Genomic DNA, 24103 nt, shown 5'->3' with positions numbered 1-24103 from the left:
AGGATTAATATGGCTGATTTAATAAAAGAAGATTCTATAGAATCTAAAGTCGAAACTAAGGCTGAAGCTAAGGCAGATTCTAAAGTCGAAACGCAAAAAGATTCTAAAAAAATAGAATCTAAAAAGCAAACTAAGGTAGAAGCTAAGGCAGATTCTAATACTTTAAGCGAAAAGCATAAAAACTTAGAATCTTTTATTGCAAGTTTGTCTCCCCAAGAAGCAAAAGCTATAAAAACATTCATAAATTCAAGCGTTTATGATACTTTTATGACTTATTTAGAAGGTATTTTTAGGGAAAAAGATACGCTAATTCATCGTATAAATTGCTATTGTTTTAGGGCGATTGATGATGTTAGCATTCGCATTTTAGGCAAGGTTTATAGCATAAAAAAGGGCGAAATTATCTATATTCAAAAAGATGCTTATGGTAATTCGCTTTTAAAAAATAATAAACTAGAAAGGATAATGTAATGGATGAGTTATTAGCACAACAAACACAAGCACAAGAGCCACAAACGCAAGATACGCCGCCGCCGCCACAAGATGCAGGACAAAATGCCCTGCAAGAGCAAGGAAATCCATTTGATACAAGCACGCAAGAGCAAGAGCTAGGCGCGCTGCAAGCGGAGCTAGACCAAAGCATTAGCGCTATTGATAGCGATTTTGCTACATATTATGCGGAAAATATGCCAGAAGAGGTAGAAGAGCTATTTTTTGAGGATAGAGTAGCCTTTTTACTTGAAGTGGAAAAGGAAAAGCAGCGATATGTCGAGGAAAAAATCGCGCCACTTAAGGCAAAAAGTGATGAATTAACACAATCTATCGAACAAAACAAGGCAAGTGGGGCGATTTGGGAAGCACAAAGTGAGTTTATAAAGAAATATCCGCAGGCTGATTTAGATGAGATTCTAAGATTTTATAACGAAGAATTAAGCCCAAAGCAAAAGCAAAGTTTAGAATCTGAAGGGAATTTATTAAAAATGTATGAAAAAATCTACTCATATATGCAAGGTGGCGGGGAGCAAGAATCTAAACCACAAAAGAAACTCCCAAAACAAACAAACTCACAATTTGGCACAATCGGCGGCTTAGAAATCGACTTAAGCAATAGCGACTTACCGATTAATCGCCGCTAATCTTACAGCTTAAACATTCAGCCATTATATCCGCACCAACTACATCTTTATAATCTTTTAAAGATTTTAGAATCTTTTGTAATTTATGTATATCAATTTTTAGATAAACACTTAAGAAATTCTCCATACTTATATCTTTATTGTAATCTTTTAAAGCTCGTTGAATATAACTATATTGCCACAAAATATTTTTACATAGAATCTCTTGTGGAGTTTGATTATTTTTTATAGCAGTTTTTATCTGCTCACTTATCTTTTTTGGAAATAACATATACTTCTCTCCCAAACTCTAAAATATCTTGCGGATATTTATACCCACCTGTAAGCTCAAAAAACTCTGCATCTAAAATACACTCTAAAATATGTTTAGTAGCACACAAATAATATAATAAATTCTTATCACAATCTAGATTCCTTAATATGATTCTAGCTTCGGCTTCGGTTATACACATTTCCACTACATTAAAAAAATCTTTTAAACTTTCTTTTCTATCATTATCTACTGAATCTAGTTTGCAGATTTGAAAAAGAAAAAAGTCTAAACTTTTAATCACTTTATTTGTAAGTAACTCATAATCTTTCTTTTTAGAATCTTTGTTTGTGTTATCCCATACGTGAATAGTTCTTTTGCTACTATCAATATTCACATTAAAATTCATAGATTCTATCGTGTCAATTACCGCTAATTCATTTGACATTGCCCTTTTCCTTTTTACTTTAAAATAGCGTATTATAGCACATTTTAGAATACCGATATTTACTTTTTTTGTGATTATTAATAAGATACGCTAATTAAAATTTGATATGAATTTTAGGGCAAAACATCGTATCAAGTGATAAAGATAGAAACTTATTCAAACAAAATTAACATAATTGTTTTGGAAGACGATATTAATAGAAACTTGCTTATAATAACGAAAAAATTCCCAAAAGAAGTGCCAAATCATTATATAAGAGCTAATGATATAAAGGTAGTAATTTTTCTTAAAATTTTGTGCGATTTCATATTTTTTTGTGCAAACAAAAAAGCTCCCCCTTTATTTCATTTAGTCCTTTATTTTCCACAAAATAAAAATTATTTTTAGAATCTAACTTTAAATCAAATTAGCAAGCCAAATTCCTAACATCAAGCTAAAATCACTAAAATGCTTTGCATATTTGAGGATAGTTTGCAGGGCGAGAGAATGAGCGATGAAGAATTTGACGCATTTTTAGAACGTCACGGGATTAATGCAAAGGAATTCCGTGAATGGTAATGATAAAGATTTAAACGATTTCTTTCAGTTATATAGTGTTTTTTTGACAATAGATAGCGTAGATTCTATAATCTATGGTCGCAATAGAGAATTAATACAATCTTTTTATAATTTCTATCTGCGAATTATTAATAAAGAAAATATTATAGAATCTAGAAAGAAATTAAGAGATGAATGTAAAAGGTATATGGAATTAAAAAGAGATAGTCGAATTGATTTAAAAATACCTACAATACAAGATTCTAAATATATAAACATTATTAAAAATCCTAATATTACAGAATCTTTTAAGGAATTATCCATTGCTGTTGCTACTTATAGAAGTTGGCGTGACTGCCTAAATAACGAACAAATCAAAACAATTTACATTGCAAATTTAAAAGATAGACAAAAATATTATTTTAGTGTGAACAAAATAATAAAATTCTAAAACAAACACTCATAGAATTTCATAATGCAATTTCACATTTAACCGAAGTGTATCTAGGTCGGCAACAACAAAAAGAGCAAGATTCTAACAAACAAAGAGCAATTAATCATTTTAAAAGGGGTGCGCTAGATTCTTATAAAGCAATTATAAAAGATTATTTCTGCCTAAAAAACACGATAAATACTGATATTTTAAATGATATTAAAGAAATAAGGCAATATGAGTATGATAGTATAGGTGATGACGAAAAAAGAAAATATATTTTTAAAAAATATAATCAAGTGGCAAATAAAATTATTTTATCTTTGAAAATTTAGAATCTTATGGTGAAAAATCTTAGAAATTTCGATATGTTGTAAGAATATGTCGAAAATTAGCTTATTTTTGGATATGCTCAATATTTTTAAGCTTAACGCCCCGCCGCTTGCTCGCTATGGCAATCTAGCAATGCTAGGAATAACCTTTAGCGTGGTATCACTTCTTGTGTGGGGCGTATTTTTCTCACTCTCTAAACTTAACGCAAACGCCGTCTTTATCCCGGAAATTAGCCTTTTACTACCATTATTTATACTATTTATAATCAGTTGTAGATATTACAAAAGGATAAATAGAATCTAGATTCTAATCAAACAACGTCCTTTCCTTGCCTTTCAAATACCAAAGACCATTTTTCTTTTCTGCTAAGTCTTTTAGTATATCGCTGATTAGTTTTTCATTGACCTGCACGCCATTTTTAAGCAGTGGAATGATTTGCAAGCATAATTTATCAAAATCTAGCCCTGTGTTTTCTTTTTGCGCGTTTAGCAATTCGCCTTGTATATAATATCTAGCACGTTGCTCCACAGGTATAGCGTAGTTTAGGATACTTGCCTTATCGCGTATATGATAAAGTTTGCTTACGCTATCTAAGTCAAATCGCTCATTTATCAAATCAATCACACTTTGAAAATTCGCCATAAGCAAGTGATAACCGCCCTCTAGCGCGGCTTTGATTAAATATGCGTGTATCATTTCTAAACTCGCACCATTATTTTGCACAATCAAGCTCTCCACATCTTTATAAAGCTGCTCTAGAGATTCTAATCCTGCCTGCACTTTTGCCCTTGATTTAGGCGTATCAATTTTTTTAAAATAGAAAATTAGTTGCCCTTTTAGCACACTGCTAGGGTTTTGCACCTTTTTAAAACTTGCTATGCCTGTGTCTTCTTGACTTACAAATCCAGCGTATTCAAAGCCGACATTTTCAGCAGATTCTACAATTATTTGAAATAATTTTACATCTTGATGTTGGAAAACAAAGGCAAGCCAGCGATTATATTTCAAAACGCGATACATTTCTTTTAAACTTTTTTTCATTAAATCATAATAGTCATATTTTGTCTTTTCTAGGCTGCCTTTTTCAATGCACTCTTTTTCTTTTAGTTTAGAATCTACAGGAAAGTCAAGCCACGCATTCCACATAGTGCTTAAGTCAAGGTATGGAATCTTATCTCCATAAGGCGGGTCAGTGTAGATAAAATCTATACTATTAGATTCTATCTCTACTAAATTTGTCGCATCTGCTTGGAGTATTTTTTCGCCATTTGCTATTGTATTATCATTATTTATTACCTCGCGTCCTTGCATTAGGGCAGATTCTATGTTAAATTCTTTGACTACATTTTGGGTTTTATGGAAGTATGAATCATAAAAGTGTGGGGAATCTTCTAATTCTTGTTTTCCTTTTATAGCCCGAGCAATTCGTCGTTTAAACACATCATAAACATCTAGTTTTGTAGGCTTTTTTGCAATACGATAGCGATAGTAACGCATCACACCGCTATCACCGCCGCCTGTATCAGATTTATGATAAGTAAGATTCACATCATTTATCGTGTTATAAAACGCAAGTAATAAAGAATATCGCATAGCCCTTTTTGCATGTCGGTATTCTATAGTCCTGCTTGGCGTTGTGTATTTAAAAATTAATCGTCTTAAAATTGCTAATTCTACTAGTTGCTTTTTAGTAAAAAGTTTCAATACAGAATCTACATCGCTTCCCTTTGGTAAAATTTCTTTTTTAGGTATCCATAAAGTGCTTTCTTGCTCTTTGATTGTAGCGACTTGCCCAAATTCTTTATCAATAGCATTTGGATAATATTTTGCATTTTTTAGAATCTCTTTGGCTTCTTTTTCATTTTTTGGTCGCAAAGATTCAAATTCTTTTAGAATCTTTTCACTTAATTCATAAAATTCAGCTAAATCAACCTTAGCACACAACGCCTTAACCATAAATACACTTAAAGGATTTAAGTCGGTGTGAATACCAACTCGACCATTTATCATTGCCTCAATCGCAGTTACACCACTCCCACCAAATGAGTCCAAAACCACGTCGCCAACATCTGTAAAATTTAAAATATTTTTTGTAACTATATCCCAGCTCTGCCTTGTAAAATACGCAAGATTCCCAAAATGTCTAGCTTTTGCTCTTTTTTTAGGATTTGGTATTACTCCAGGCAAAGGGCGATTTAGATACCACTCATCACTTTTTTTCACCCTTTTAGAATCTTGGCTCAAAACCTGCCTTAAAGACTGCAGCGGCGTGGTCAAATATTGCTTTAAAAGCTTAAGGTTAGAATCTGCCTTATCATTAAAACTAGATTCTAAATCAATATCCATTAAAACTTCCTGCGTATCCGTCTTAAAAAGCATAAATTTATATCCATTACATAACGCGTAGTAGGGCGTTTTAAAGGCGATGGCATAACTTAGCGCTTGTTTTTCAGCCTTAGAATCTTTTTGTATATTTTTGTCTGGCGACTTAGCATCCAAAATACAATGCGTTTTAGAATCTACATAAAGTGTGTAATCTGGCGTTAAATCCGCTTTAATTTCTTTATTGCTACCAACGACAATCTTACTACTTTGCGTTTGTGATAACACAATTTCTAATTTGTGTTTAGAATCTTTATTAGATTCTATTGCATTAAAAGGGTGGTGGGTGGGCGATAGGGTAGAATCTTTTTTAGATTCCATATTTTCCATAGAATCTTGCATTGTTTTAGAATCTATTTTTATAGAATCTTGCTTTGTAGATTCCATATTTTTTTTAGAATCTTTACTCTTAGATTCCATAGAATCCTTAACGCCCTTTAAGCTAAAGCCAAAAGATTCTAAAATCTTATCAATAATAAAACTCCGCACAGAATCTTCTTTAAAATCATCATTTTTTAACATACTAAAATCAATCATTTCTAACCCAAAACATAGAATCTAGATTCTATAGAATCTACATCACCCCGTATTCTTTCAAAAGGTCGCCAATTAATGTGTGGTCGAGTTTTGCTAGGGCTGCTTTTTCGGCTAGTTTCACAAAGAAAGGCATTTTCATCTCAGTTGGCTTTTTACCATCCATTAACCGCACACTTGACGCCAAAAGAGCGCGAATATCAAAGCGAGAGCCAAAGACTTCAGGCACGCCCCTATCTACATTAAGTAGCGTATATACCGCCTCCATCGCGGTTCGCACACTATACTCAGTCGTAAAAATCGTATCCGCATAAGTTTGTGCAAACTGCCCTAAAAACGCGAAATTCACACACCCCTGCGGCACGACATCAGGTCTATCACCCTTTGTTCGCGGCATAAAAAACGCCGTGATATAAGGCATCATACAAGGCACACATTTCGCGTGTTTCTCGCTATACTCGACAATCTTATCAGTTGGCACGCCGATGTGATATAGCCACTCTTGCACGATTTCTCGCCCGGTGCATTCTTTCAGCGGCTTTTTAACAAAATCGCCTGGCACATCGGTAAATAGCCCATAAAACCAAATCACAAGCTGCTCTTTTGGCTGACTTTTAAAATGCGGCTGCCGATTGATTGTCCAGCTAAGTAGCCACTTAGAATCTCGCGCCGTGACAATGCCACCGGTTACGACTTTTCCACTAAAAGGGTCGCGTTTGCAAATCTTTTTAATATATTCAGGGATAACATTGTCTAATGTCGTAATTGTCGCAGATTCCCAGTTTGTAGCCTTAATATTTGTGCAGAATTTCTCAGGGCGACCAAAGCTAGAATCTTGTTTGGCGATATTTTTCCACAAATGCCAGCACGCACCCTCGCTTGTGTTTAGCACGGGCGCGGTATTATCATCACCCAAAGTCGAATTTTCCGTGCAGCTACCATTTGTAACAAATACCAAATCATTTTCACTCAAAAGGATAGAATCTTCCTTGCCATCCTTTATCATTTCAATCTTTTTTGCCACCTTTTTGTTACCATTTTTCTCAAATATCACATTTGTCACACGCGTATTGTAGATAAAATTCACATTATGCTTTTTTAGAAACTCAACCATAGGCATAATTAGCGATTCATATTGATTATATTTCGTAAATTTTAACGCAGACAAGTCAGGCAGCCCATCTACGTGATGGATAAATCGCTGCAAATATAATCGCATCTCAAGGGCAGAATGCCAGTTTTCAAACGCAAACATAGTCCGCCAGTAAAGCCAAAAGTTAGAATCTAGCACTTCATTACTAAAAACATCCTCGATTTTTTTGTCATACAAGTCCTCATCACGCGTAAAAAATAGCTTTAAAATCTCCATTAAACCCTTGTCGCTTAAGCCAAATTTTTTGTCCGTGTGAGCGTCCTGCCCTTGATTTTGCGTTACGCGCATAAGTGAAAAATTCGGGTCGCGTTTATTTAGCCAGTAAAATTCATCTAGCACACTAGCATTCTCCACTTCAAGTGATGGAATGGAGCGAAACAAGTCCCACAGGCACTCAAAGTGATTTTCCATCTCACGTCCACCGCGGATAACAAAGCCCTTTTTGCTATCATTATAGATTCCATCACACGCACCACCGGGCAAAGCTAGCTCTTCTAAAATGTGGATTTTTTCACCCTTCATCTGCCCATCGCGTATAAGAAAGCAAGCCGCCGCAAGACTAGCTAGTCCGCTACCTACCAAATACGCACTTTTTTTATCTACGCCCTCTGGCTTCAAAGGTCGCGCAAATGCCTCATAATTCCCGTTACTATAATACATCGTTTCTCCTTTTAAAGATAAAATTTGTGAAATTTTAAAGACTAATTATTAATTTTTGATTTATAAATTATAAATTTTGTGTGTTTCTAACCAGAATCTTAGGAATGTAGGTGTTTTTGGTGTGGTTTAGAATCTAGATTTTAGATTTAATCTATAAATACTTTATTAAATCTCTAGAATCTTATCTATAAATATTTGGTAATTTTTTTTGCAAAAATGTATTTAATTTTTATAGAATCTAAACAAACAACAAACAAAGATTCTATAAATTGTAATAAATAAGTTATAAATAAGATAATTTTTGATAGAATCTAGCTTTTATCCATTTGTTAAAATAGGATGGTAAATGGCGAATTTAGATTCTATAATAAATTTAGATTCTATAATAAATTTAGATTCTATATTAAATCACAAAACCTTTCGCCCACCCACCACCCTATTTTTAAAAAGATTTTAAAACGGCAAAAGCAAGGAGCAAATATGTATAAAATCCAACGTCTCATTCGGCAGTATAGCATTTGTGTCGTCATTGTTTTTGTCATTTATGGCTTATCGATTAATGAGCAGCTTGGCAAACTTTGCGCTGGGATTGCCATTTTGCTTTTTGGTATGCTATTTCTTAGCGATGGGTTTAAGAGTTTTTCTGGTGGATTTTTAGAAAAGATTCTAACAAATTATACCAAAACGCCCATTCGCTCCATTATCTTTGGCACGATTGTAACTAGCCTTATGCAAAGCTCTAGCCTTGTTTCTGTGCTTTCCATTTCATTTGTGTCAGCGTCTTTAATCACGCTAGTGCAAGGTATCGGTGTTATGTTTGGAGCAAATCTTGGTAATACCACAGGCTCATGGCTCATTGCAGGGGCAAGTTCCATTAATATTTCATCATTAGCACTACCGCTAATTGTGGGCGGACTGCTTTTCAACTTTCAAAGTAATAATATTTACAAAGGCATAGGCAAGATTCTAGCGGGCTTGGGCTTTTTCTTTTTAGGCGTGTTTTATATCAAGGCTGGGTTTGAGAGCTTTCAGGGTGTGATGGATTTGTCGCAATACAAACTTGAAGGATACAAGGCTATCTTTGGCTTTTTACTTATCGGGGCGTTAGTCACATCCATTATCCAAAGCTCACACGCCACTTTAGCCATAATAATTTCTGCATTTATGGAAAATCAAATCGGCTATACTGAGGCGTTGGCGGCGACTTTAGGGACAAGTGTAGGCGGCGTTGTTACCGCACTTGTAGCAAGTCTTAGTGCGAATATGCAAGGGAGAAAGCTAGCCATTGCAAACTGCATTTTTAACTTTACCACCGTGCTTATCGTAGCAATTTTTTTCACATATTTTATGCGCTTAAATGATTTTATAGCCGATGCTTTAGGCTTTGATTCAGATTCTATACTTCGACTTGCGATATTTCACACGCTTTTTAATCTTTTTGGCGTTATTCTTTTAACGCCCTTTATCCCCAAAATCGCGGCACTTTTAAATAGAATCTTTAAGGAGAAAAGTAGCGAAGAAACCACGCCACTTTTCATAAATGACGCCCTTTTGCCTTATAAAGAGACGGCTATTGAAGCCCTTGATAACGAAGTAAAACACCTTTATGATAACGCATTTGGCATTATCGCCCACACGACAGGCTTTTCACGCGAGGACATCCGCTCAAATAAGCCCATAAAAGAGCTGCTAGACAAACGCGAATGGTTTAAGCAGGATTTTAGCGTAAATGACTTGTATAACGCGCAAATTAAGGTGCTTTTTAACGCGATAATGGACTTTAGCACGAAGCTGCAAACTTTTGTTAGCGAAGATTCTTACACACAACGAATCGTCTCACTGCAAATTGCATCGCGTAAAATCGCGGAGGCTACCAAAAATATCGCTATGCTGCAAAATAATATGAAAAAATTTGAGCTAGGCGATAACGCCGCATTGAAAAAAGAGTATGATGATATGCGGTATGATTTAGGCAATCTTTTGCGTATGATAGAATCTATAAAGTCCCAGCCACGCGATACTTTGCAAGATTCTAAAGCGGCACTTAAAAAGCAAAAAAAGTTTTTTAAAGATGAGGATAAACAAGCCTTTGTTGTGGTAGAAAAGCTAATCTCGCAAAATGCGATAAACGCACAGGAAGGCACTTCTTTGCTAAATGATTTATCATTTGTGCATAGCGTGGCAAAGGAGCTAATAATCGCTGCAAACCACATCTACGCCCTTGTGAATATCAAATCACTAGGAAAAGACTCCCCTGAATAATTAATTTGATTCTACAAATCCAAATTATTTCCCGCCAAAAATGCCAAAGTAAAAAATTGTAAGAATGATTAACGGCACGATGAATTTAACATAATAAAACCAGATTCTAACAAAAATGTTACGCAGGTTTCCGCGATTTGTGATTTCTTTAATGGCAAGAGATTTCATCACAAAGCCCACATAAATGCAACAAAAAAACGCGGTAAGCACGAAAAAAACATTACCAGAAATAAAATCAAAACTATCAAAAATATTCTTATCACCCACGATTGTCACATCACGCAAAGGTCCATACGTAAGGATACAAGGCAGATTCCCAAAGATAAAAATCACTCCCAAAGTGATATTAATGGCAGCCATTTTGCTGAATCTAAACTTTTCTTCTAGCACAGAAATAATGACCTGATATATCGGCAGGCTCGTAGTCAAAGCCGCCACAAGTAGCAGCAGTAAAAAAAACACACAAATTATAGAGCCAAAAGCGATATTTGAAAAGGCAATCGGCAGCGTCTTAAACACAAGCGAACTACCAGAATCAGGCGATAAACCAGCACTAAACAACGCAGGGAAAATCATAAAGCCCGCCAAAAATGCAATAAGAGTGTTTAAAATGCCCGTGTAGCACGCGGTTTTAGGCAGATTCTCATTTTTACTCAAATGTGATGAAAGCGTAATCATCACGCCAAAGCCAAGCGATAACGCAAAAAAAACTTGCCCCAAAACATCGATAAAAAGCTTAGAATCTAGCTTACTAAAATTAGGCTCAAGATAGAATCTAACGCCCTCCATTGCCCCATCCAAAAATAGATTCCGCACCACAACGACAATCAAACACAAAAATAAAAAGGGCATAAGCCATTTCACAGAACGTTCGATACCATCGATTATTCCGCGTTTCAAAATCACCCAATTTATCGCGACAAAAATGAGCGTAAAAATGCCAAGCAGTAGCGGATTATTCTCAATATTTGCAGCATAAAAAGATTCTGTGTAAGCCTTGTCAATGGGCTGTGCAAGGGAAAAATCGCCACTTAGAATCTTAAAAATATAAATCATCACAAAACCGCCCAAAACCATATAATACGCCATAATGCCAAAGCTGCCAAGAAGTCCCATGTAGCCGACAAATCGCCACTTTTTAGCGAAGCAATCCACGCTATTTTTCGCGCCATTTTGCCCGATAACATTTTCGACCAAAATCACAGGAATGCCCACAAAAATCATCGCCAAAATAAACATCAAAAGGTAAGCCCCACCGCCATTTTCACCCACCAAGTAGGGAAATCGCCAAGTCGCCCCAAAGCCTATTGTAGCGCCAGCAACCGTTAGAATGTAGGTTATGGTGTTGCTCCAAGTTTCGCGCTCTTTAGTAGTTATAGAATCTTGTTTATTAGAATCTTTATTAGAATTTTGCGTTTTAGTAGCCTTATTTTGCATTATTTACCTTTTTAAAAAGCCTTAATTTTATCATAAATTTTCATTAATTTTCACATATAAATTTTACATAAATTTTACAAAATGTGATTTTAGATTTTATACATATTATTTAGAATCTTGCGAAATAGACGCGATAAGGAGCGAAAAATGAGTGCGAATATCAATGTAAATGTGGAAGATTCTATAAAATCTGCAGCGAGTGATTTTAGTGCGATTAGGCAGGAAAATGCTAGTGAAAAGCCTACTTTATCCAAAAAGCAAAATGTGGATAATACGCTTAATTCGCTTGATAGGGAAAATGTAATCAAGGCTCTCAATTCTCTTGATAAAGACAATGTGATGAAAGTCGCCTTTGGCATTAGCTTTGTGGCTTTTTGTCTTGCCATAGCCCTTGTTGGCTCTTTACACCTTGGGTGGTAGAAACAAGATTCTATATCATCTAGTTTTATTTATAGATTGCAAGTAACTATTGCGGATTATTCGCGGCGTTTTGCACTTGCTGTTGCTGATTTTGCAGTTTTAGCATTTTTAGCTCATTTACGACATTTAAAATCGCAATTAACGCCAAATGATAGCTAAGCGGACCAAAGCCAGAAATAATACCAACGCTTACCGCACCTGTCACGCTCACACGCCGCTCAGGCTCACGCGCGTGAATGTTACTCAAATGCGCCTCAATCACAGGCACACCACTTGCCACAATCGCATCCGCAATGGAAATGCTAGTGTGGCTTAGCCCGCCCGGATTCATAATCACACCATCAAACTCGCCACCAATGCACTCCTGCAGCTTATCGATAATCTCGCCCTCAAAATTGCTTTGAAAAAACTCAAGCTCCAAATTCTCGCCATTTGGACCTTTTTGCTGGCTAGCAAAAGTTTTCATATTATTATGGATTTGCTCTAGCGTCATAGTGCCGTAAAGTCGCGGGTCGCGATGCCCTAAAATGTTAAGATTTGGTCCTTGAATCACTAAGATTTTCATACTTTCTCCTTAAAATTTGTGTGAAAAATAGCTTAGATTCTATCTTAAAATATTGTGTTTGTGGTAAATTTTTGTGGAATTTAGAACTAGATTCTAAAATATTGTTTTATTTTTTATAGAATCTAGTTTTGGATTCTATAACAATGTGGGGAAGGAAAAATGGGAGTGGATTTTTTAAAAAAACTAAGTGTCCTGTATATCGAGGATGAGGATAGTAGTAGGGAGCTTTTGAGCGAGATTTTACGAGATTTTGTCGGCGAGATTGATAGCGCAGTGGATGGGCAAGATGGCTTTGATAAGTTTAAGAAAAAAACTTATGACATCGTTATTAGCGATATTTTGATGCCGCGTATGGATGGCTTGGAATTTGTGCGAAATGTGCGTGAGGGCGACTTTAACGCGGATGTCCCGCTAATCCTTGCGACCGCATTTACTGAAACGAAATACTTGCTAGATTCTATCAAACTCAAATGCGATGGTTACATTTTGAAACCTATTGATTTGGACGAGCTGCTAGAGACGATGAAAAAGGCGTATTTACCGCGACTTCATAGCAAAAATTTGGAGGTGCAAAATCGCCTTTTGAAGACTTTGAGCGAGTTTTATGGTGGCAAAAAAATCGAGATTATTCAGTATTTGATTGAAAATTGTGATAACGAGCAGATTTATCACGGCAGTATTGAAAATATCGCTGATAGCCTTGATATAAGCCGCCAAACGATTGCAAAAGCCTTTAGCGAGCTAAGTGAAGCTGGGCTAATAAAAAAGATAAAAAATAAAACTTATAAACTTTGCGAGTATAAATAATGATAACTTTTAAGCTTAGAAAATTATGTATTTTGATATTTTTGATTTTTACTAATTTGGGGGCAGATTCTATAGAATCTAATTTGGGATATTTTAATCAAAATTTAGAATCTAGATTCTATAAAAGTATTGAATCTAATAATTTAAATTCAATAAAGTTAGTAAAATTAGATTCTAAAACAGATTCTAATAACAACCTATCACCCACCCACCACCCTATTAATGATGTAGATTCTATAGAATCTAAAGACACTAATAATACACAAGAAAAAGTTACAGAATCTAAAACAAAAGAGCAACTAAAAGAAGAAAAAAAGTTACAAAAATTAGAACAAAAACAAGAAAAAGTTGCAATAAAAGCACAAAAAAAACAAGCAAAAATAGATAGGATTGACAAGCGAAATAATCGCCGATATATCGTATCTTCTGGTCCTTTTTCTATTCCACTTCCCTTTTTCTATACGCAGTTTGGTGCTGGATTTATGCTTGGCAGTAGTGTCTCTAGTGCGTTTGGTCAAAATGTGAATGCGACTTTTAACTCAAGTGCACCTAATTTTGGCGTGGCTTTAGGATTTAATCAGCAAATTGATATATGGATTCTAAATATCGGTTTTAAAGTGCAAATGCAGTATGAAGTCGCACTAAAAGGTATCGCTGACAATACTAACTCATTTCAATTTTTAGGTATTCACTCTAGTTTGTATGCTGGGATTTATCGTTTTGTGGCACATTTTGATTGTGGATATGAAATGTTGTATTATACTGTTAGAGCGAGAGCTGATGTTAATGATATTAGCAAGGGATATGTGATGGCAAAAGGCGAAGATGATGGCTTTAGTGTGGGTGGTGGCATAGGATTTATCATATCAAAAAATAGTGCGATTGACTTATCATATAAAACATTGATAGGGAATAATCAAAACATTTCATACAATAGAGTTATGTTTTTTTATGAGTTTAGGTTTTAGCTACCTAAAAGTTTCAATCAACCTTTGCGTGTCAATGTAAATATTTAGCATTTGCTGGTGGGCGAAAGTGTTGTCTGCGAAATGTCCTATAAGGCTAAAGCGCGCCCTTAAATACGCATTTTTGTATTCATAATAGGCTTCCAAGCGGTCGTAAAATCGTGCCTGATAAAAGGGCAGCCCCCAGTAAATGCTTTCGCCATATTCGTCAAAATATTTGTATTGCCCCTGCCCGAAATACGCGCTATTTGCGATGCCAAAGCCTTTGAAATTTAGCTCAAAATTTAGCTCGCCGCCGATTTTGTGTGCGAAGGCTTCCGGTCCGCTGCTCTCAAATCGCTTTCTATCCACGCCGCCAAGGGCATTTATCCACATACTAAACTTATTAAAATTTGGGATTAAGCTAGTAAAATCCGCACCAAAATAAAGATTATAATAGAATCTATCAAGCAAAAAAACATCTAAATTTGTCGAGTTTGGGTTCAAAATATTAGAATTTTTTGTATGGAAAAGTTGGGCTTGTGCGCCGTAAAATAAAATATTTTGATTTTGTTTAGAATCTTTATTTTTGTGTTGCAAAAAGTCGTGCTGCATGGCGATTTGCACCATAAATTCATCAATTCTTTTAGCCAGATTCCCACCATACCAATCTAGCATAAATTCACTTTTAAAGTTATTATTTTTAGAACTTTTTTGCAATAAAATTCCATTAATAACGGGATTAAAAAACAAAAAATCATCCCTATAAAAAAATCGCGGATAATTAATAAGCCAAAATTTACGCGAAAAAATGCCAAAAAATCCATGAAATCCGCTATGCTGAATGTCATAAAAAAGGCTTAAGCCGATGTTTAAATCGCCCCTATTTAGCAGCTTTTCGCCCATATTATAGATAATAAAAGTGCCAACTCGTATATTTTGATTGTAAAAACTCGCACCAATTTCAGGGAAAATGCTAGCGGCAAATAGCGTGCGTGTGGGCGTGTAAGCAAAGGAATCCTCCAAATTATCCGCGAAAAAGCCAAAGTCAAAACCATAAATAAATTTTAGTTTGCTGTTTTGATTATTATTGTGAATAGTCGGTGTATAGGGAAAAGTTTTTTGTTTTTTGGTAGAATCTTGCTTATTAGAATCTTGTGTAATATGTTGTGTAAAATCTATTTTAGAATCTAAGTTAGAATCCGCTTTAGAATCTACTTTGGAATCTAGGGCAGATTCTATATTATTAGAATCTTTTTTAGAATCTAATATATTAGATTCTATGCGTTCCGCCCATAAGTTTATAAAATTTAATATTATAAAATATAGAATTATTTTTTTCAAAAAATGTCCTTTTTGTAATGTTATAGAATCTAAAGTTATAATAAACTAGCTAAATTTCCCACCCAAAAATTTTGTTACAATTCGCTCAAACAACACAAAAAATGTATAAATAATATAGCCTAAAATCCCTATAAGAAACATTCCTACGATTACTTCAGCCGTCTCTAGTGTGTTTCGCCCATTTTGCACGATGTAGCCTAGCCCACTTTGTGGTCCTAGCATTTCACCTGCGACAAGGTGTATCCACGCTACGCTAGCAGCTAGTTTTAGCCCACTTGAAAGATGCAAAAATGTGCTGGGTAAAATAATATTAAAAAAGATTCTAAAAGGACTTGCACCGAAATTTTTTGCCATTAGAATATAGTCGTGATTGACCTGCCGCACCCCCGTTATACAAAGGGATAGCACAGGGAAAAATACGGCATAAGCAATAATAAGAATACAAGGCATTTCTCCAATGCCAACCCAAAGCAAAAGCAATGGAATCCACGCCACAGGCGAAATAGGACGCAAAAGCTGGATAAGTGGCTCAAGCAAAATCTCAAGATTTTTAATCATTCCCAAAATAAATCCGCAAAAAATCGCAAGAACAGCCCCAATGCTAAAGCCAATAGCAAATCGCTGTAAAGAGACTTCCATGCTAGATAGCAAATTATTTTGCGACATTTCAATAAATGTATCCCACACCATACTAGGTGCTGGTAAGAGCTGAGTATTCGCATATTTCATCGCAAAAAACTGCCATAAGAATAATAAAACCACAATTAAAACTAGCGAATTTACCCGCCAAAACCATTTTTTATTTAGCATAAAAAGCCTTAGAATGTATTCTAGAATCTAACAAGTCTTAAGATTCTATCAATAAAATTTCAAGAAATACAATACACAAAGTATTCCAAACAACATAAAACTTAGAATGAATGTATGGCAATAATTTTATGAATAATATGGGAATCTTTATAATTTTGAAAATTCTAAAGATTTTATGGATATAATTAAAGCCGTTAAAAACAATATCAATAATAAAGAGAAAACATGGTCAATAAAATCCTATGCGCTACACAAGATGGGCTAGATTCCAAAGTCGTGGAAGTCGAGGCTACTTTCACGCGTGGGCTGCCTGCCTTTAACATCACAGGACTTGCTTCTAGCTCCATAAAAGAGGCGCAGTATCGCGTTAGCAGCGCACTTGTCAATCTAGGATTTGAATTTCCCGCATTAAAACTAAACATTAATTTATCCCCCAGCGACTTGCCAAAAAATGGCAGTCAATTTGATTTACCCATCGCCCTTTTAATCGCCGCTAGTAAGGAGTGTTTGGCGTTAAATGAGTGGTTTGCATTTGGCGAAGTAGGGCTAAATGGCGACATCAAAAATGTCACGTTAATCTATCCTATGCTCCTTGACATCGCCTTAAAATTCCCAAATGCAAAAGTGATACTCCCAGCCGAAGCAAGAGAGCTTTTTAGCAAGATTCCAAATTTAGAAATGGCGTTTGCATCTTCTATCACACAAGCCCTTGAAATCCTGCGTGGCAAGGCACTTCCAACGCGTCAAAGCAAAGATTTTGACTTTAAAAGTATTGAGATAGATTCTAAAAAATATTATTTTAGCGATGATTTTGAGAGTGATTTTAGCGAGGTGAAAAATCAGCCGGGTGCGATTTATGCGGCATTGATTTCTGCTTGTGGATTCCATAATATTTTGTTTGAGGGAAGTCCTGGGTGTGGTAAAAGTATGATTGCAAAGCGAATGCAGGATATTTTGCCCCCGCTTAGTCTAACCGAAATGATAGAATCTGTCAAGCTCCAAGCCTTTAACGAGCAGACGTTGGAATATCAGCCAAAGCGGAGTTTTCGTGCCCCACATCAAAGTGCGTCAAAAGCTAGTATTTTAGGCTCTGCATCGCAGTTTAAGGTTAGCCCGGGCGAGATTGCCCTTGCCCATAATGGAATGATTTTTTTTGATGAGTTGCCTTACTTTAAACGCGATATTTTGGAGTCGCTTCGTGAGCCGCTGGAGAATAATAAACTCGCCATTTCGCGCGTTAGTAGCAAGATTATTTATGATACTTCGTTTTTGTTTGTCGCGGCGATGAATCCCTGTCCGTGTGGGAATCTTCTCTCGCTTACAAAGGAGTGTCGGTGCAAGGAGGCTGAGATTCGCACTTATCGAAATCATTTAAGTGAGCCGTTTTTGGATAGAATTGACTTGTATATCCAAATGCAAGAGCAGGTTAGCGAAAGTGGAACTTTTAAAGAGCAAAATTCTAAATTTAGCAATCTAGATTCTAAAAAAATGCAAGATATAGTATTTTGCGTATTTGAAAAGCAGGTAAAGCGTGGGCAGTTTGATAGCAAGGGTCGCGTGGTGTTTAATGGGAAGCTAAATGAAATGCAAGTGGATAAATTTTGCGAGTTAGATTCTAATTGCAAGGAGCTGCTAGAGCAAGCACGCACGCGTTTTTCGCTATCTTATCGTGGGGAGCAAAAGGTGCGGAAAGTGGCGCGAACCATTGCTGATATGCAAGATTCTACGCATATACAAAAGGCGCACATACTAGAGGCACTTAGCTACCGCAGGACGTAGATTTTAGGGTAAAAGTTATGAAAGATAATATTTTTACACAAGATTATAATGAAAAATTTGAGTTTAATGAGCTTGTGGCAAGTGTGTTTGATGATATGATTGAACGTTCTATCCCTTTTTATGATGAGATTCTAAACATTGCTATTTTTTTTATTTTACAGGATCTAAATTCTAAAAATGCTAACTTAGATTCTAAAGAAGTTATAGAATCTAGTATTATTTATGATTTAGGTTGCAGCACGGGGAATCTTTTATTAAAACTTATTGAAAGTTTAAAAACAGATTCTAAAAATTCACAGGACTTTATAGAATCTAGTAAAAGAGAAAATTCTAAAAATCATAACTTTGAAGATTCTAAAACACAGCCTAAAAAGTTACAAAATTTAGAACTTATAGGCATTGATAATTCGCCTGCTATGCTAACTCGCGCTAGACTTAAAGCAAAGGCAATGAGTGCAAATATTGAGTTTAAAAATGCGGATTTTTTAAGTTTTAATTTTAAAAAAGCGGACATAATTTGTGCGTTTTATACCTTGCAATTTGTGCGACCACTGCAGCGACAAGATTTGATAAAAAAAATTTATGATGCCCTAAAAAGCGGTGGAGTTTTTTTATTTGCCGAGAAAGTTATCACCACAGATTCTAAGTTAGAATCTCAAATGATTTCGCTTTATTATGAATATAAAAAAAAACAAGGCTACACACAAGGCGAGATTTATAAGAAGCGAGAAGCCTTAGAAAATGTGCTAGTGCCTTATAGCGTGGCTGAAAATATTTCGCTACTTAAAACTGCTGGTTTCACGCACATTGAGATTCTATTTAAATGGGTAAATTTCACCCTATTTTTCGCAAAAAAATAATTTTCACTCCAAAGTTAGTTCTAATTTGCCATTTGTGTTGTTTATCACTTTCACTTGGATTTTAGAATCTAGCTCTAAAGGAGATTGCAAAAGGGCTAGTTTTTCGGTGCGGATTAAGCCTTCGATTTCAGGGGCTATTTCCACAAATACGCCAAAATCAGTGATTTTTTTCACCACGCCAAGATAGATGCTATCAATCTTAAAAGTAGATTCTATATTTTCGCGTTTCTCCTTTTTACGCAACGAAGACTCCACGATAGAATCTATGTGCTCTTTAGCCGCCTTAACCCCCGCAAAATCCGCACCACTAAGCGTTACGATATGCTTGTCCTTATCCAAATTCACACTCACATTAAAGCGGCTAATGATGTCCTTTATCACGCGCCCGCCCTGCCCGATAATATCGCTTAAACTGCCCTGCGGCACGGCAAAACTCTCACTTTTGGGTAAAATCGAAACATTTGGCACAATTTTGACCTTTTCCATAATATCCAAAATATGAGAAATCCCGCTGCTGCCGCGCTCCAAGCACTCACCTAAAATCTTAAGACTTATAGAATCTAGCTTAATGTCAAGCTGCAGCGCACTAAAACCAGCGCGCGTCCCAGCGATTTTAAAATCCATATCGCCATCAAAATCTTCTAGCCCCATAATATCGCTCAAAATCGCGTATCGCGTATCGCTTTCAAAGACCAAGCCGATGGCGATTCCAGCGACCATTTCACGCATTTCAACCCCAGCGCCTTTCAGTGCCAAAGACGCCCCGCACACGCTAGCCATCGAGCTTGAGCCATTTGAGCTTAGCACTTCGCTTACGAAACGCAAGGTATTTGGGAGCTTTGGGATGCTAGATTCTATCGCTCTTAACGCAAGGTTGCCATGCCCTAATTCACGCCTTGATTGCGCTAAAATGGGAAAGGCTTCACCAACGCAAAAGGGCGGAAAATTGTAGTGGAACATAACGTTACTTTTTGTTACATTTGATAGCGAATCGCCCTTTTGCGCTTCATTTTCGCTACCCAAAGTGCAAGTGACAAGGACTTGCGTTTGCCCACGCGTGAAAACCGCGCTGCCATGGGCGTGTGGCAGGATGTTAGATTCTATATTTATAGGGCGGATAGAATCTAGTTTGCGATTATCAGCGCGTTTGCCCTTGCTTAAAATCATCTCACGCATAATGTCTTTTTTAAGGGCGTAGATGTGCGTTGCGGTGATTTGGGGGTCTATGTTTTCGGCGTTTGCAATAGATTCTATTAAGGCTTTCATTTGCGTTTGCCTTTCACTTTTGCTAAGTGAAATTAGCGCGGTTTTTATGGATTTTGTGTATTTTTTACTCAAAGTTTGCAAAAGGTTAGAATCTATTTTGTTACAATTTGTAATTTTATGCTTTGGTTTGGCAAATTTTTTAAAGGCTTTTGTGTAGATTTTGCTTTTAGATTCTATATCTTTGATGGCGTATTTTAGGGCTTTTAGTAGGTTTTCTTTGGTGATTATGGCGGGGTTAGATTCTGTTGTTTTAGAATCTTTTTTGGAATCTGTTTTAGAATCTTTGGTAGGGTTTTTAGAATCTGGCGTGTTTTTAGATTCTATAGAGTCTTTAGAATCCTTTGTTGTGCGGAGTTTCTGCATTTCAATCATACTAATTTTATTATCAAATCCACTCACAAATAAATCGAGTGTGGAATTTTTCAAATCATTAATATCACTTGTGGCAACGATTTTAGAATCTAGTTGCAAAATGCGACTAGCACATAGTAGTTTTTTATTTTTTATCGGCACAGATGAGAGAAAAAGTGAAATACTTGCAAGATTTAACGCATCTTGTTGCAAATCGCTCTTATTGTCATAGCTTAAAACCATAAGCGTCACCTGCAGTGTATAAGGGAAATCCTTTGGCATAATCGCCCTTAGAGAGCGGTCAATAAGACGCGAAGTTAGAATCTCACTATCGCTAGGCTTTCCTTCGCGCTTAATGAAACCCGCTGGAATCTTACCTACCGCATACATTTTCTCAATATATTGAACGCTTAAGGGCAAAAAATCTTCTTTATTCTCACTTTCATAATCGATACAAATCGTGCATAAAATCACGCTACCACCGACCTTTTGCAGCACCGCCACATCGCACAACCCAGCATATTTTTGCAGTGTATAAGTCTCATCTTTCCCATTAATTTGTAATGTTATGTCCATAAAAGTCCTTGAAATAAAGGCTTATTATACCCTAAAAAGTTTTAGAATCTAAAATATGCGGAGACTTTGATAAGGGCGGTGACTACATAGTAGCTTAGGTTGTATGAAACTTGTGCGTTGCCCTTAATTACAAAATGGCGAGACGCAGCCATTTCTATGCCAAAATCTACATTTAAATTTGTGGATTTTTGCCCTAAATAAAGCGCGTTATTTTGGATAGGCATAATAAGAAAAATGCCGCCACTAGGGCGTAAAAAATCGCGTGAAATGCTTACTGCAAGGTTACCTGTGGTTTTTTTATGGATATAAAAAGTATTAAAACCAAGATAGCCATTAATGCCGCCAAGTAGCCCACTTTTTAGGCTATCCATATTAAAAAAATAAAAAACACTGCCTAAATATGGGCGAAAAACAAAGTCATTATACACAAAATCAACGCCCGCAAAGCCATTAATCTCATTTATAGCACTCCCATCAATACCAGTGCTATAATTACCGATGCCATACTCACCGCCCAAAACAGCGTGTGCTACGACAAACTTACGCGTTAGTGGAATACTTAGTTGTGCACCGCCATTTGCACTAAAATATTGAGATTGTATACTTATATCCTGCAAAGTCATATCAGCTTTTCCCCAGCTTGCGCCACCATAGATATTTAGGGCAAAAATGCGAAGATTCAAAGGGAGCTGCGCATTTGCAAAAGCCGCATTAAAAATTAGCGTCTGCGTATCGCCAAGTGCTAGCATCGCGTGGTATCCGCCGCCTATTTGCGCCCTTTGAGCCGTAAAAAGCGGGTCTAAATCTAGCCGTTTTTTGATTTCCACATCGTGCTTTTCAATGGCAAGTTGCTCGTCATATTCTTGCTGGTCGATTTGGAGTGCTTCATCTTGGCTTTGTGCGGGGTTTTGCGTGATTTCTACATTTTCTGGGTTTGCTTCTTTGTTAATATTAAAATCATCGCGGAAATCGCGGATGTTTGGGGTTGTTTTTTGCTGTGGGTTTTTGGTGTTTTTAGATTCTATGTTTTTTTTAGAATCTTGCGTTTTAGATTCTGTGTTTTGGTTTATAGAATCTTGTTTTTTAGAATCTCCTTTATTTTCGTGGTTTTTTACCCGCCCCCCTAGCCCCCCTCCGCAAGGGAGGGGGGAATCATCCTTGCATTCCATATTTTGCAAATTAGATTCTAAATTTTGCCTTTGTGTTTGTGGAATGTTAGAATCTTTTAAAGGCGTTACATTTTTTATAGTTGGGATATATGGAGCTTTTTGTATTTCACTAGAATCTGCAAGTTTTATGCTTTCAAAGTTATTAGATTTAGTATTTTTATAGAATCTAGATTCTATATTTTGCAAGTTTTTAGATTCTATGTTGCTTGATTTTGGCACGTGGATTTCTGGGATATTTATATTTGGGACTTCTATGCTTGGGACGTTTATGCTATCTTGCTTTTTAGATTCTATCTTTTTAGATTCTATTTTGGGTGGCGTTGTGGGTGTTACTTTTGGTAACTTTGTCGGGGCGACTTTTGGCATTTCTACACTTTTTGTAACATTAGAATCTTTTTTAGATTCCATAGAATTTGGATTGCCACGCTCACTATCTTTCGCTCGCAATGACGGATTATTTTTAGATTCTATATCTTTCATTAATTTTTGCGCTGCTTTTGTAGAATCTTGCAAAATCTCGCCCCAAGAAGCATCGCTAGATTCAGCATTTAACGCACTAAAACATATCAAAAATAATATAATTTTTTTCATATTTTTCCCCACTTTATAACTTGTATAAACGCAAATTTTATTCCATAAATCTACTCTTGCCATAAATCTACTCACCATAAATTCTACTCGCGCCACCAAAAATAAAACGCGCTAAATGGCGAAGAATAGGGCGGATAAAGCAACTCACCCTTAGAATCTGTTGGAATCTTAACATCACTTTTTACCGCAATGCGAAAATTTGGCGAGTAAAAATGCGGCACAACATAAAATTGCCAAAGCAAGATTCTATCCATCGCCCTTAAAATCGCCACACGTGTCGGCAAATCCTGCGTTTTATTAAGTCTATCAATTAGCAAGTCAATGCTTTTCAAATTTACACCTGAAAAATTTCGCGACCCATTCATATCGCGGCTATGGCTAGAAAAGAAAAAATCTTGCTCATTTCCTGGGAACAAACTTTGCGGCACAACGCCTACGATTATGTCAAAATCAAAGTTTTTTACGCGATTTTCATACTGCGTAGAATCTACCAAAATGATTTGCAACGGAATGCCTAAAATGGCTAGATTTTTTTTAAATGGCAGGACGATGCGCTCAAAAAGTGGCGAATTTAGCAAAATGCTAAAACTTATCGGCTCATGTTGAGAGTTATAAAGTTGATTATTTTTTATGTAAAAACCTCTATCTTTTAGAAGTTTCATTGCATATTTTAGATTCTCTCTTTTGCTATGTGGTGGATTTGTTTGGGGTGGCGTATAAATTTGGCTTAAGATTCTAGAATCTAGCTCGTTAATGTAGGGCGTGGCAATAGTTAGATTCTGTGTTTTTATAGAATCTATATTAAAACCTAGATTTTTTAAATTTGTAGAATCTATGCAAGTGATAGATTCTATATTTTTAGATTCTATATTTTTTATAGAATCTTTTTTGTTTTCTAAGTTTTTTGTTTCGCTTCGCGAATTGACAAAGTCGCTAGATTCTTTAATATTTTTTGATAATCCTTTACTTTCTAATTCTACACGTTCGCAAGGGGGGGCAAGGGGGGCGTGAATTGCGAGGTTGCTCCCCCTTACCCCCCCTTGCAACCCCCCCAAC

Annotated in this window: 22 protein-coding genes; 11 read left to right on the top strand and 11 right to left on the bottom strand. The window is 36.0% G+C overall.

Going from position 1 to position 24103, the window contains the following annotated elements:
• The first annotated feature begins 9 nt into the window (after positions 1-9).
• Together LS64_RS09830 and LS64_RS09825 are read left to right on the top strand one after the other, a co-directional pair.
• Complete coding sequence (locus tag LS64_RS09830; RefSeq protein WP_034573525.1) at positions 10-471, top strand: hypothetical protein; 462 nt, start codon at positions 10-12, stop codon at positions 469-471.
• The gene (locus tag LS64_RS09825) at positions 471-1136 is read left to right on the top strand and encodes a hypothetical protein (protein WP_034573523.1); all 666 of its coding nucleotides are present in this window, start codon (positions 471-473) and stop codon (positions 1134-1136) included. The genes LS64_RS09830 and LS64_RS09825 overlap by 1 nt, the downstream gene beginning before the upstream one ends.
• Here the strand turns inward: LS64_RS09825 and LS64_RS09820 are convergent.
• Together LS64_RS09820 and LS64_RS09815 are read right to left on the bottom strand one after the other, a co-directional pair.
• Positions 1123-1407 (bottom strand): hypothetical protein, encoded by a 285-nt coding sequence (locus tag LS64_RS09820; RefSeq protein ID WP_034573520.1) that lies wholly within the window; start codon positions 1405-1407, stop codon positions 1123-1125. The genes LS64_RS09825 and LS64_RS09820 overlap by 14 nt on opposite strands.
• Entirely contained in the window at positions 1382-1834 is a 453-nt protein-coding gene (locus LS64_RS09815) for a hypothetical protein (RefSeq protein ID WP_034573517.1), read from the bottom strand. Before LS64_RS09815 ends, LS64_RS09820 begins: the two co-directional genes overlap by 26 nt.
• A 547-nt stretch (positions 1835-2381) precedes the next feature.
• Here LS64_RS09815 and LS64_RS09810 point away from each other — a divergent pair.
• Genes LS64_RS09810 through LS64_RS09800 form a run of 3 tightly spaced genes read left to right on the top strand, consistent with a single transcriptional unit; the run spans position 2382 to position 3440 of the window.
• Entirely contained in the window at positions 2382-2822 is a 441-nt protein-coding gene (locus LS64_RS09810) for a hypothetical protein (protein WP_034573513.1), read from the top strand.
• Between the two features lie 47 nt (positions 2823-2869).
• Positions 2870-3139 (top strand): hypothetical protein, encoded by a 270-nt coding sequence (locus LS64_RS09805; RefSeq protein WP_052062671.1) that lies wholly within the window; start codon positions 2870-2872, stop codon positions 3137-3139.
• Between the two features lie 46 nt (positions 3140-3185).
• Positions 3186-3440, top strand: a complete 255-nt coding sequence (locus tag LS64_RS09800; RefSeq protein WP_237416265.1) for a hypothetical protein — start codon at positions 3186-3188, stop codon at positions 3438-3440.
• Positions 3441-3443: 3 nt separating this feature from the next.
• Here LS64_RS09800 and LS64_RS09795 read toward each other — a convergent pair whose 3' ends face one another.
• Together LS64_RS09795 and LS64_RS09790 are read right to left on the bottom strand one after the other, a co-directional pair.
• Positions 3444-6056, bottom strand: coding sequence for a DNA methyltransferase (locus tag LS64_RS09795; RefSeq protein WP_034573508.1), 2613 nt, complete (start codon positions 6054-6056; stop codon positions 3444-3446).
• 37 nt (positions 6057-6093) lie between these two features.
• Positions 6094-7866, bottom strand: a complete 1773-nt coding sequence (locus tag LS64_RS09790; protein WP_118949306.1) for an oleate hydratase — start codon at positions 7864-7866, stop codon at positions 6094-6096.
• A 480-nt stretch (positions 7867-8346) separates the two neighbouring features.
• Here LS64_RS09790 and LS64_RS09785 point away from each other — a divergent pair, with 480 nt between their 5' ends.
• Positions 8347-10128, top strand: coding sequence for a Na/Pi cotransporter family protein (locus LS64_RS09785; protein WP_034572376.1), 1782 nt, complete (start codon positions 8347-8349; stop codon positions 10126-10128).
• Positions 10129-10152: 24 nt separating this feature from the next.
• On the opposite strand, the gene LS64_RS09780 is transcribed toward LS64_RS09785, so the two are convergent.
• Positions 10153-11565 (bottom strand): sodium-dependent transporter, encoded by a 1413-nt coding sequence (locus LS64_RS09780; RefSeq protein WP_081948336.1) that lies wholly within the window; start codon positions 11563-11565, stop codon positions 10153-10155.
• Positions 11566-11712: 147 nt separating this feature from the next.
• Between LS64_RS09780 and LS64_RS09775 the strand changes: the two genes are divergently transcribed.
• Positions 11713-11985 (top strand): hypothetical protein, encoded by a 273-nt coding sequence (locus LS64_RS09775; protein ID WP_034572373.1) that lies wholly within the window; start codon positions 11713-11715, stop codon positions 11983-11985.
• A gap of 46 nt (positions 11986-12031) precedes the next feature.
• Here LS64_RS09775 and aroQ read toward each other — a convergent pair whose 3' ends face one another.
• The gene (gene aroQ / locus LS64_RS09770; protein ID WP_034572371.1) at positions 12032-12550 is read right to left on the bottom strand and encodes a type II 3-dehydroquinate dehydratase; all 519 of its coding nucleotides are present in this window, start codon (positions 12548-12550) and stop codon (positions 12032-12034) included.
• 165 nt (positions 12551-12715) lie between these two features.
• Between aroQ and LS64_RS09765 the strand changes: the two genes are divergently transcribed.
• Complete coding sequence (locus tag LS64_RS09765; protein WP_160659341.1) at positions 12716-13357, top strand: response regulator; 642 nt, start codon at positions 12716-12718, stop codon at positions 13355-13357.
• Entirely contained in the window at positions 13357-14325 is a 969-nt protein-coding gene (locus LS64_RS09760; RefSeq protein ID WP_034572367.1) for a hypothetical protein, read from the top strand. The genes LS64_RS09765 and LS64_RS09760 overlap by 1 nt, the downstream gene beginning before the upstream one ends.
• Here LS64_RS09760 and LS64_RS09755 read toward each other — a convergent pair whose 3' ends face one another.
• Positions 14326-15645: a hypothetical protein gene (locus LS64_RS09755; protein WP_034572365.1), complete on the bottom strand. Its 1320-nt coding sequence runs from the start codon at positions 15643-15645 to the stop codon at positions 14326-14328.
• 45 nt (positions 15646-15690) lie between these two features.
• Complete coding sequence (locus LS64_RS09750) at positions 15691-16455, bottom strand: ABC transporter permease (protein ID WP_118949305.1); 765 nt, start codon at positions 16453-16455, stop codon at positions 15691-15693.
• A 225-nt stretch (positions 16456-16680) separates the two neighbouring features.
• Here LS64_RS09750 and LS64_RS09745 point away from each other — a divergent pair, with 225 nt between their 5' ends.
• Both LS64_RS09745 and LS64_RS09740 read left to right on the top strand, forming a co-directional pair.
• The gene (locus LS64_RS09745; RefSeq protein ID WP_034571541.1) at positions 16681-18234 is read left to right on the top strand and encodes a YifB family Mg chelatase-like AAA ATPase; all 1554 of its coding nucleotides are present in this window, start codon (positions 16681-16683) and stop codon (positions 18232-18234) included.
• A 17-nt stretch (positions 18235-18251) separates the two neighbouring features.
• On the top strand, positions 18252-19094 hold the full coding sequence (locus LS64_RS09740) for a methyltransferase domain-containing protein (protein ID WP_034571538.1): 843 nt from the start codon (positions 18252-18254) through the stop codon (positions 19092-19094).
• 3 nt (positions 19095-19097) lie between these two features.
• Here LS64_RS09740 and LS64_RS09735 read toward each other — a convergent pair whose 3' ends face one another.
• The 3 genes from LS64_RS09735 to LS64_RS09725 all read right to left on the bottom strand — a co-directional run.
• Complete coding sequence (locus LS64_RS09735; protein WP_034571535.1) at positions 19098-21287, bottom strand: polyribonucleotide nucleotidyltransferase; 2190 nt, start codon at positions 21285-21287, stop codon at positions 19098-19100.
• Positions 21288-21328: 41 nt separating this feature from the next.
• Positions 21329-23110: a ring-infected erythrocyte surface antigen domain-containing protein gene (locus tag LS64_RS09730; protein ID WP_034571533.1), complete on the bottom strand. Its 1782-nt coding sequence runs from the start codon at positions 23108-23110 to the stop codon at positions 21329-21331.
• 20 nt (positions 23111-23130) lie between these two features.
• On the bottom strand, positions 23131-24103 hold a 973-nt coding region (locus LS64_RS09725), incomplete at its 5' end, for a periplasmic substrate-binding domain-containing protein (RefSeq protein WP_238699483.1).

The organism is Helicobacter saguini (assembly GCF_000762875.2).
Classification (GTDB): domain Bacteria; phylum Campylobacterota; class Campylobacteria; order Campylobacterales; family Helicobacteraceae; genus Helicobacter_A; species Helicobacter_A saguini.
The sequence above is the reverse complement of the archived record's forward strand: the minus strand, read 5'-3'. Positions and strand labels throughout refer to the sequence as shown.

Bases quoted from the DNA above. Each gene is read 5' to 3' on its own strand.
- LS64_RS09830 (WP_034573525.1), top strand. From the start codon at position 10: ATGGCTGATTTAATAAAAGAAGATTCTATAGAATCTAAAGTCGAAACT.
- LS64_RS09825 (WP_034573523.1), top strand. From the start codon at position 471: ATGGATGAGTTATTAGCACAACAAACACAAGCACAAGAGCCACAAACG.
- LS64_RS09820 (WP_034573520.1), bottom strand. From the start codon at position 1,407: ATGTTATTTCCAAAAAAGATAAGTGAGCAGATAAAAACTGCTATAAAA.
- LS64_RS09815 (WP_034573517.1), bottom strand. From the start codon at position 1,834: ATGTCAAATGAATTAGCGGTAATTGACACGATAGAATCTATGAATTTT.
- LS64_RS09800 (WP_237416265.1), top strand. From the start codon at position 3,186: ATGTCGAAAATTAGCTTATTTTTGGATATGCTCAATATTTTTAAGCTT.
- LS64_RS09795 (WP_034573508.1), bottom strand. From the start codon at position 6,056: ATGATTGATTTTAGTATGTTAAAAAATGATGATTTTAAAGAAGATTCT.
- LS64_RS09790 (WP_118949306.1), bottom strand. From the start codon at position 7,866: ATGTATTATAGTAACGGGAATTATGAGGCATTTGCGCGACCTTTGAAG.
- LS64_RS09785 (WP_034572376.1), top strand. From the start codon at position 8,347: ATGTATAAAATCCAACGTCTCATTCGGCAGTATAGCATTTGTGTCGTC.
- LS64_RS09780 (WP_081948336.1), bottom strand. From the start codon at position 11,565: ATGCAAAATAAGGCTACTAAAACGCAAAATTCTAATAAAGATTCTAAT.
- LS64_RS09775 (WP_034572373.1), top strand. From the start codon at position 11,713: ATGAGTGCGAATATCAATGTAAATGTGGAAGATTCTATAAAATCTGCA.
- aroQ (WP_034572371.1), bottom strand. From the start codon at position 12,550: ATGAAAATCTTAGTGATTCAAGGACCAAATCTTAACATTTTAGGGCAT.
- LS64_RS09760 (WP_034572367.1), top strand. From the start codon at position 13,357: ATGATAACTTTTAAGCTTAGAAAATTATGTATTTTGATATTTTTGATT.
- LS64_RS09750 (WP_118949305.1), bottom strand. From the start codon at position 16,455: ATGCTAAATAAAAAATGGTTTTGGCGGGTAAATTCGCTAGTTTTAATT.
- LS64_RS09745 (WP_034571541.1), top strand. From the start codon at position 16,681: ATGGTCAATAAAATCCTATGCGCTACACAAGATGGGCTAGATTCCAAA.
- LS64_RS09740 (WP_034571538.1), top strand. From the start codon at position 18,252: ATGAAAGATAATATTTTTACACAAGATTATAATGAAAAATTTGAGTTT.
- LS64_RS09735 (WP_034571535.1), bottom strand. From the start codon at position 21,287: ATGGACATAACATTACAAATTAATGGGAAAGATGAGACTTATACACTG.
- LS64_RS09730 (WP_034571533.1), bottom strand. From the start codon at position 23,110: ATGGCAAGAGTAGATTTATGGAATAAAATTTGCGTTTATACAAGTTAT.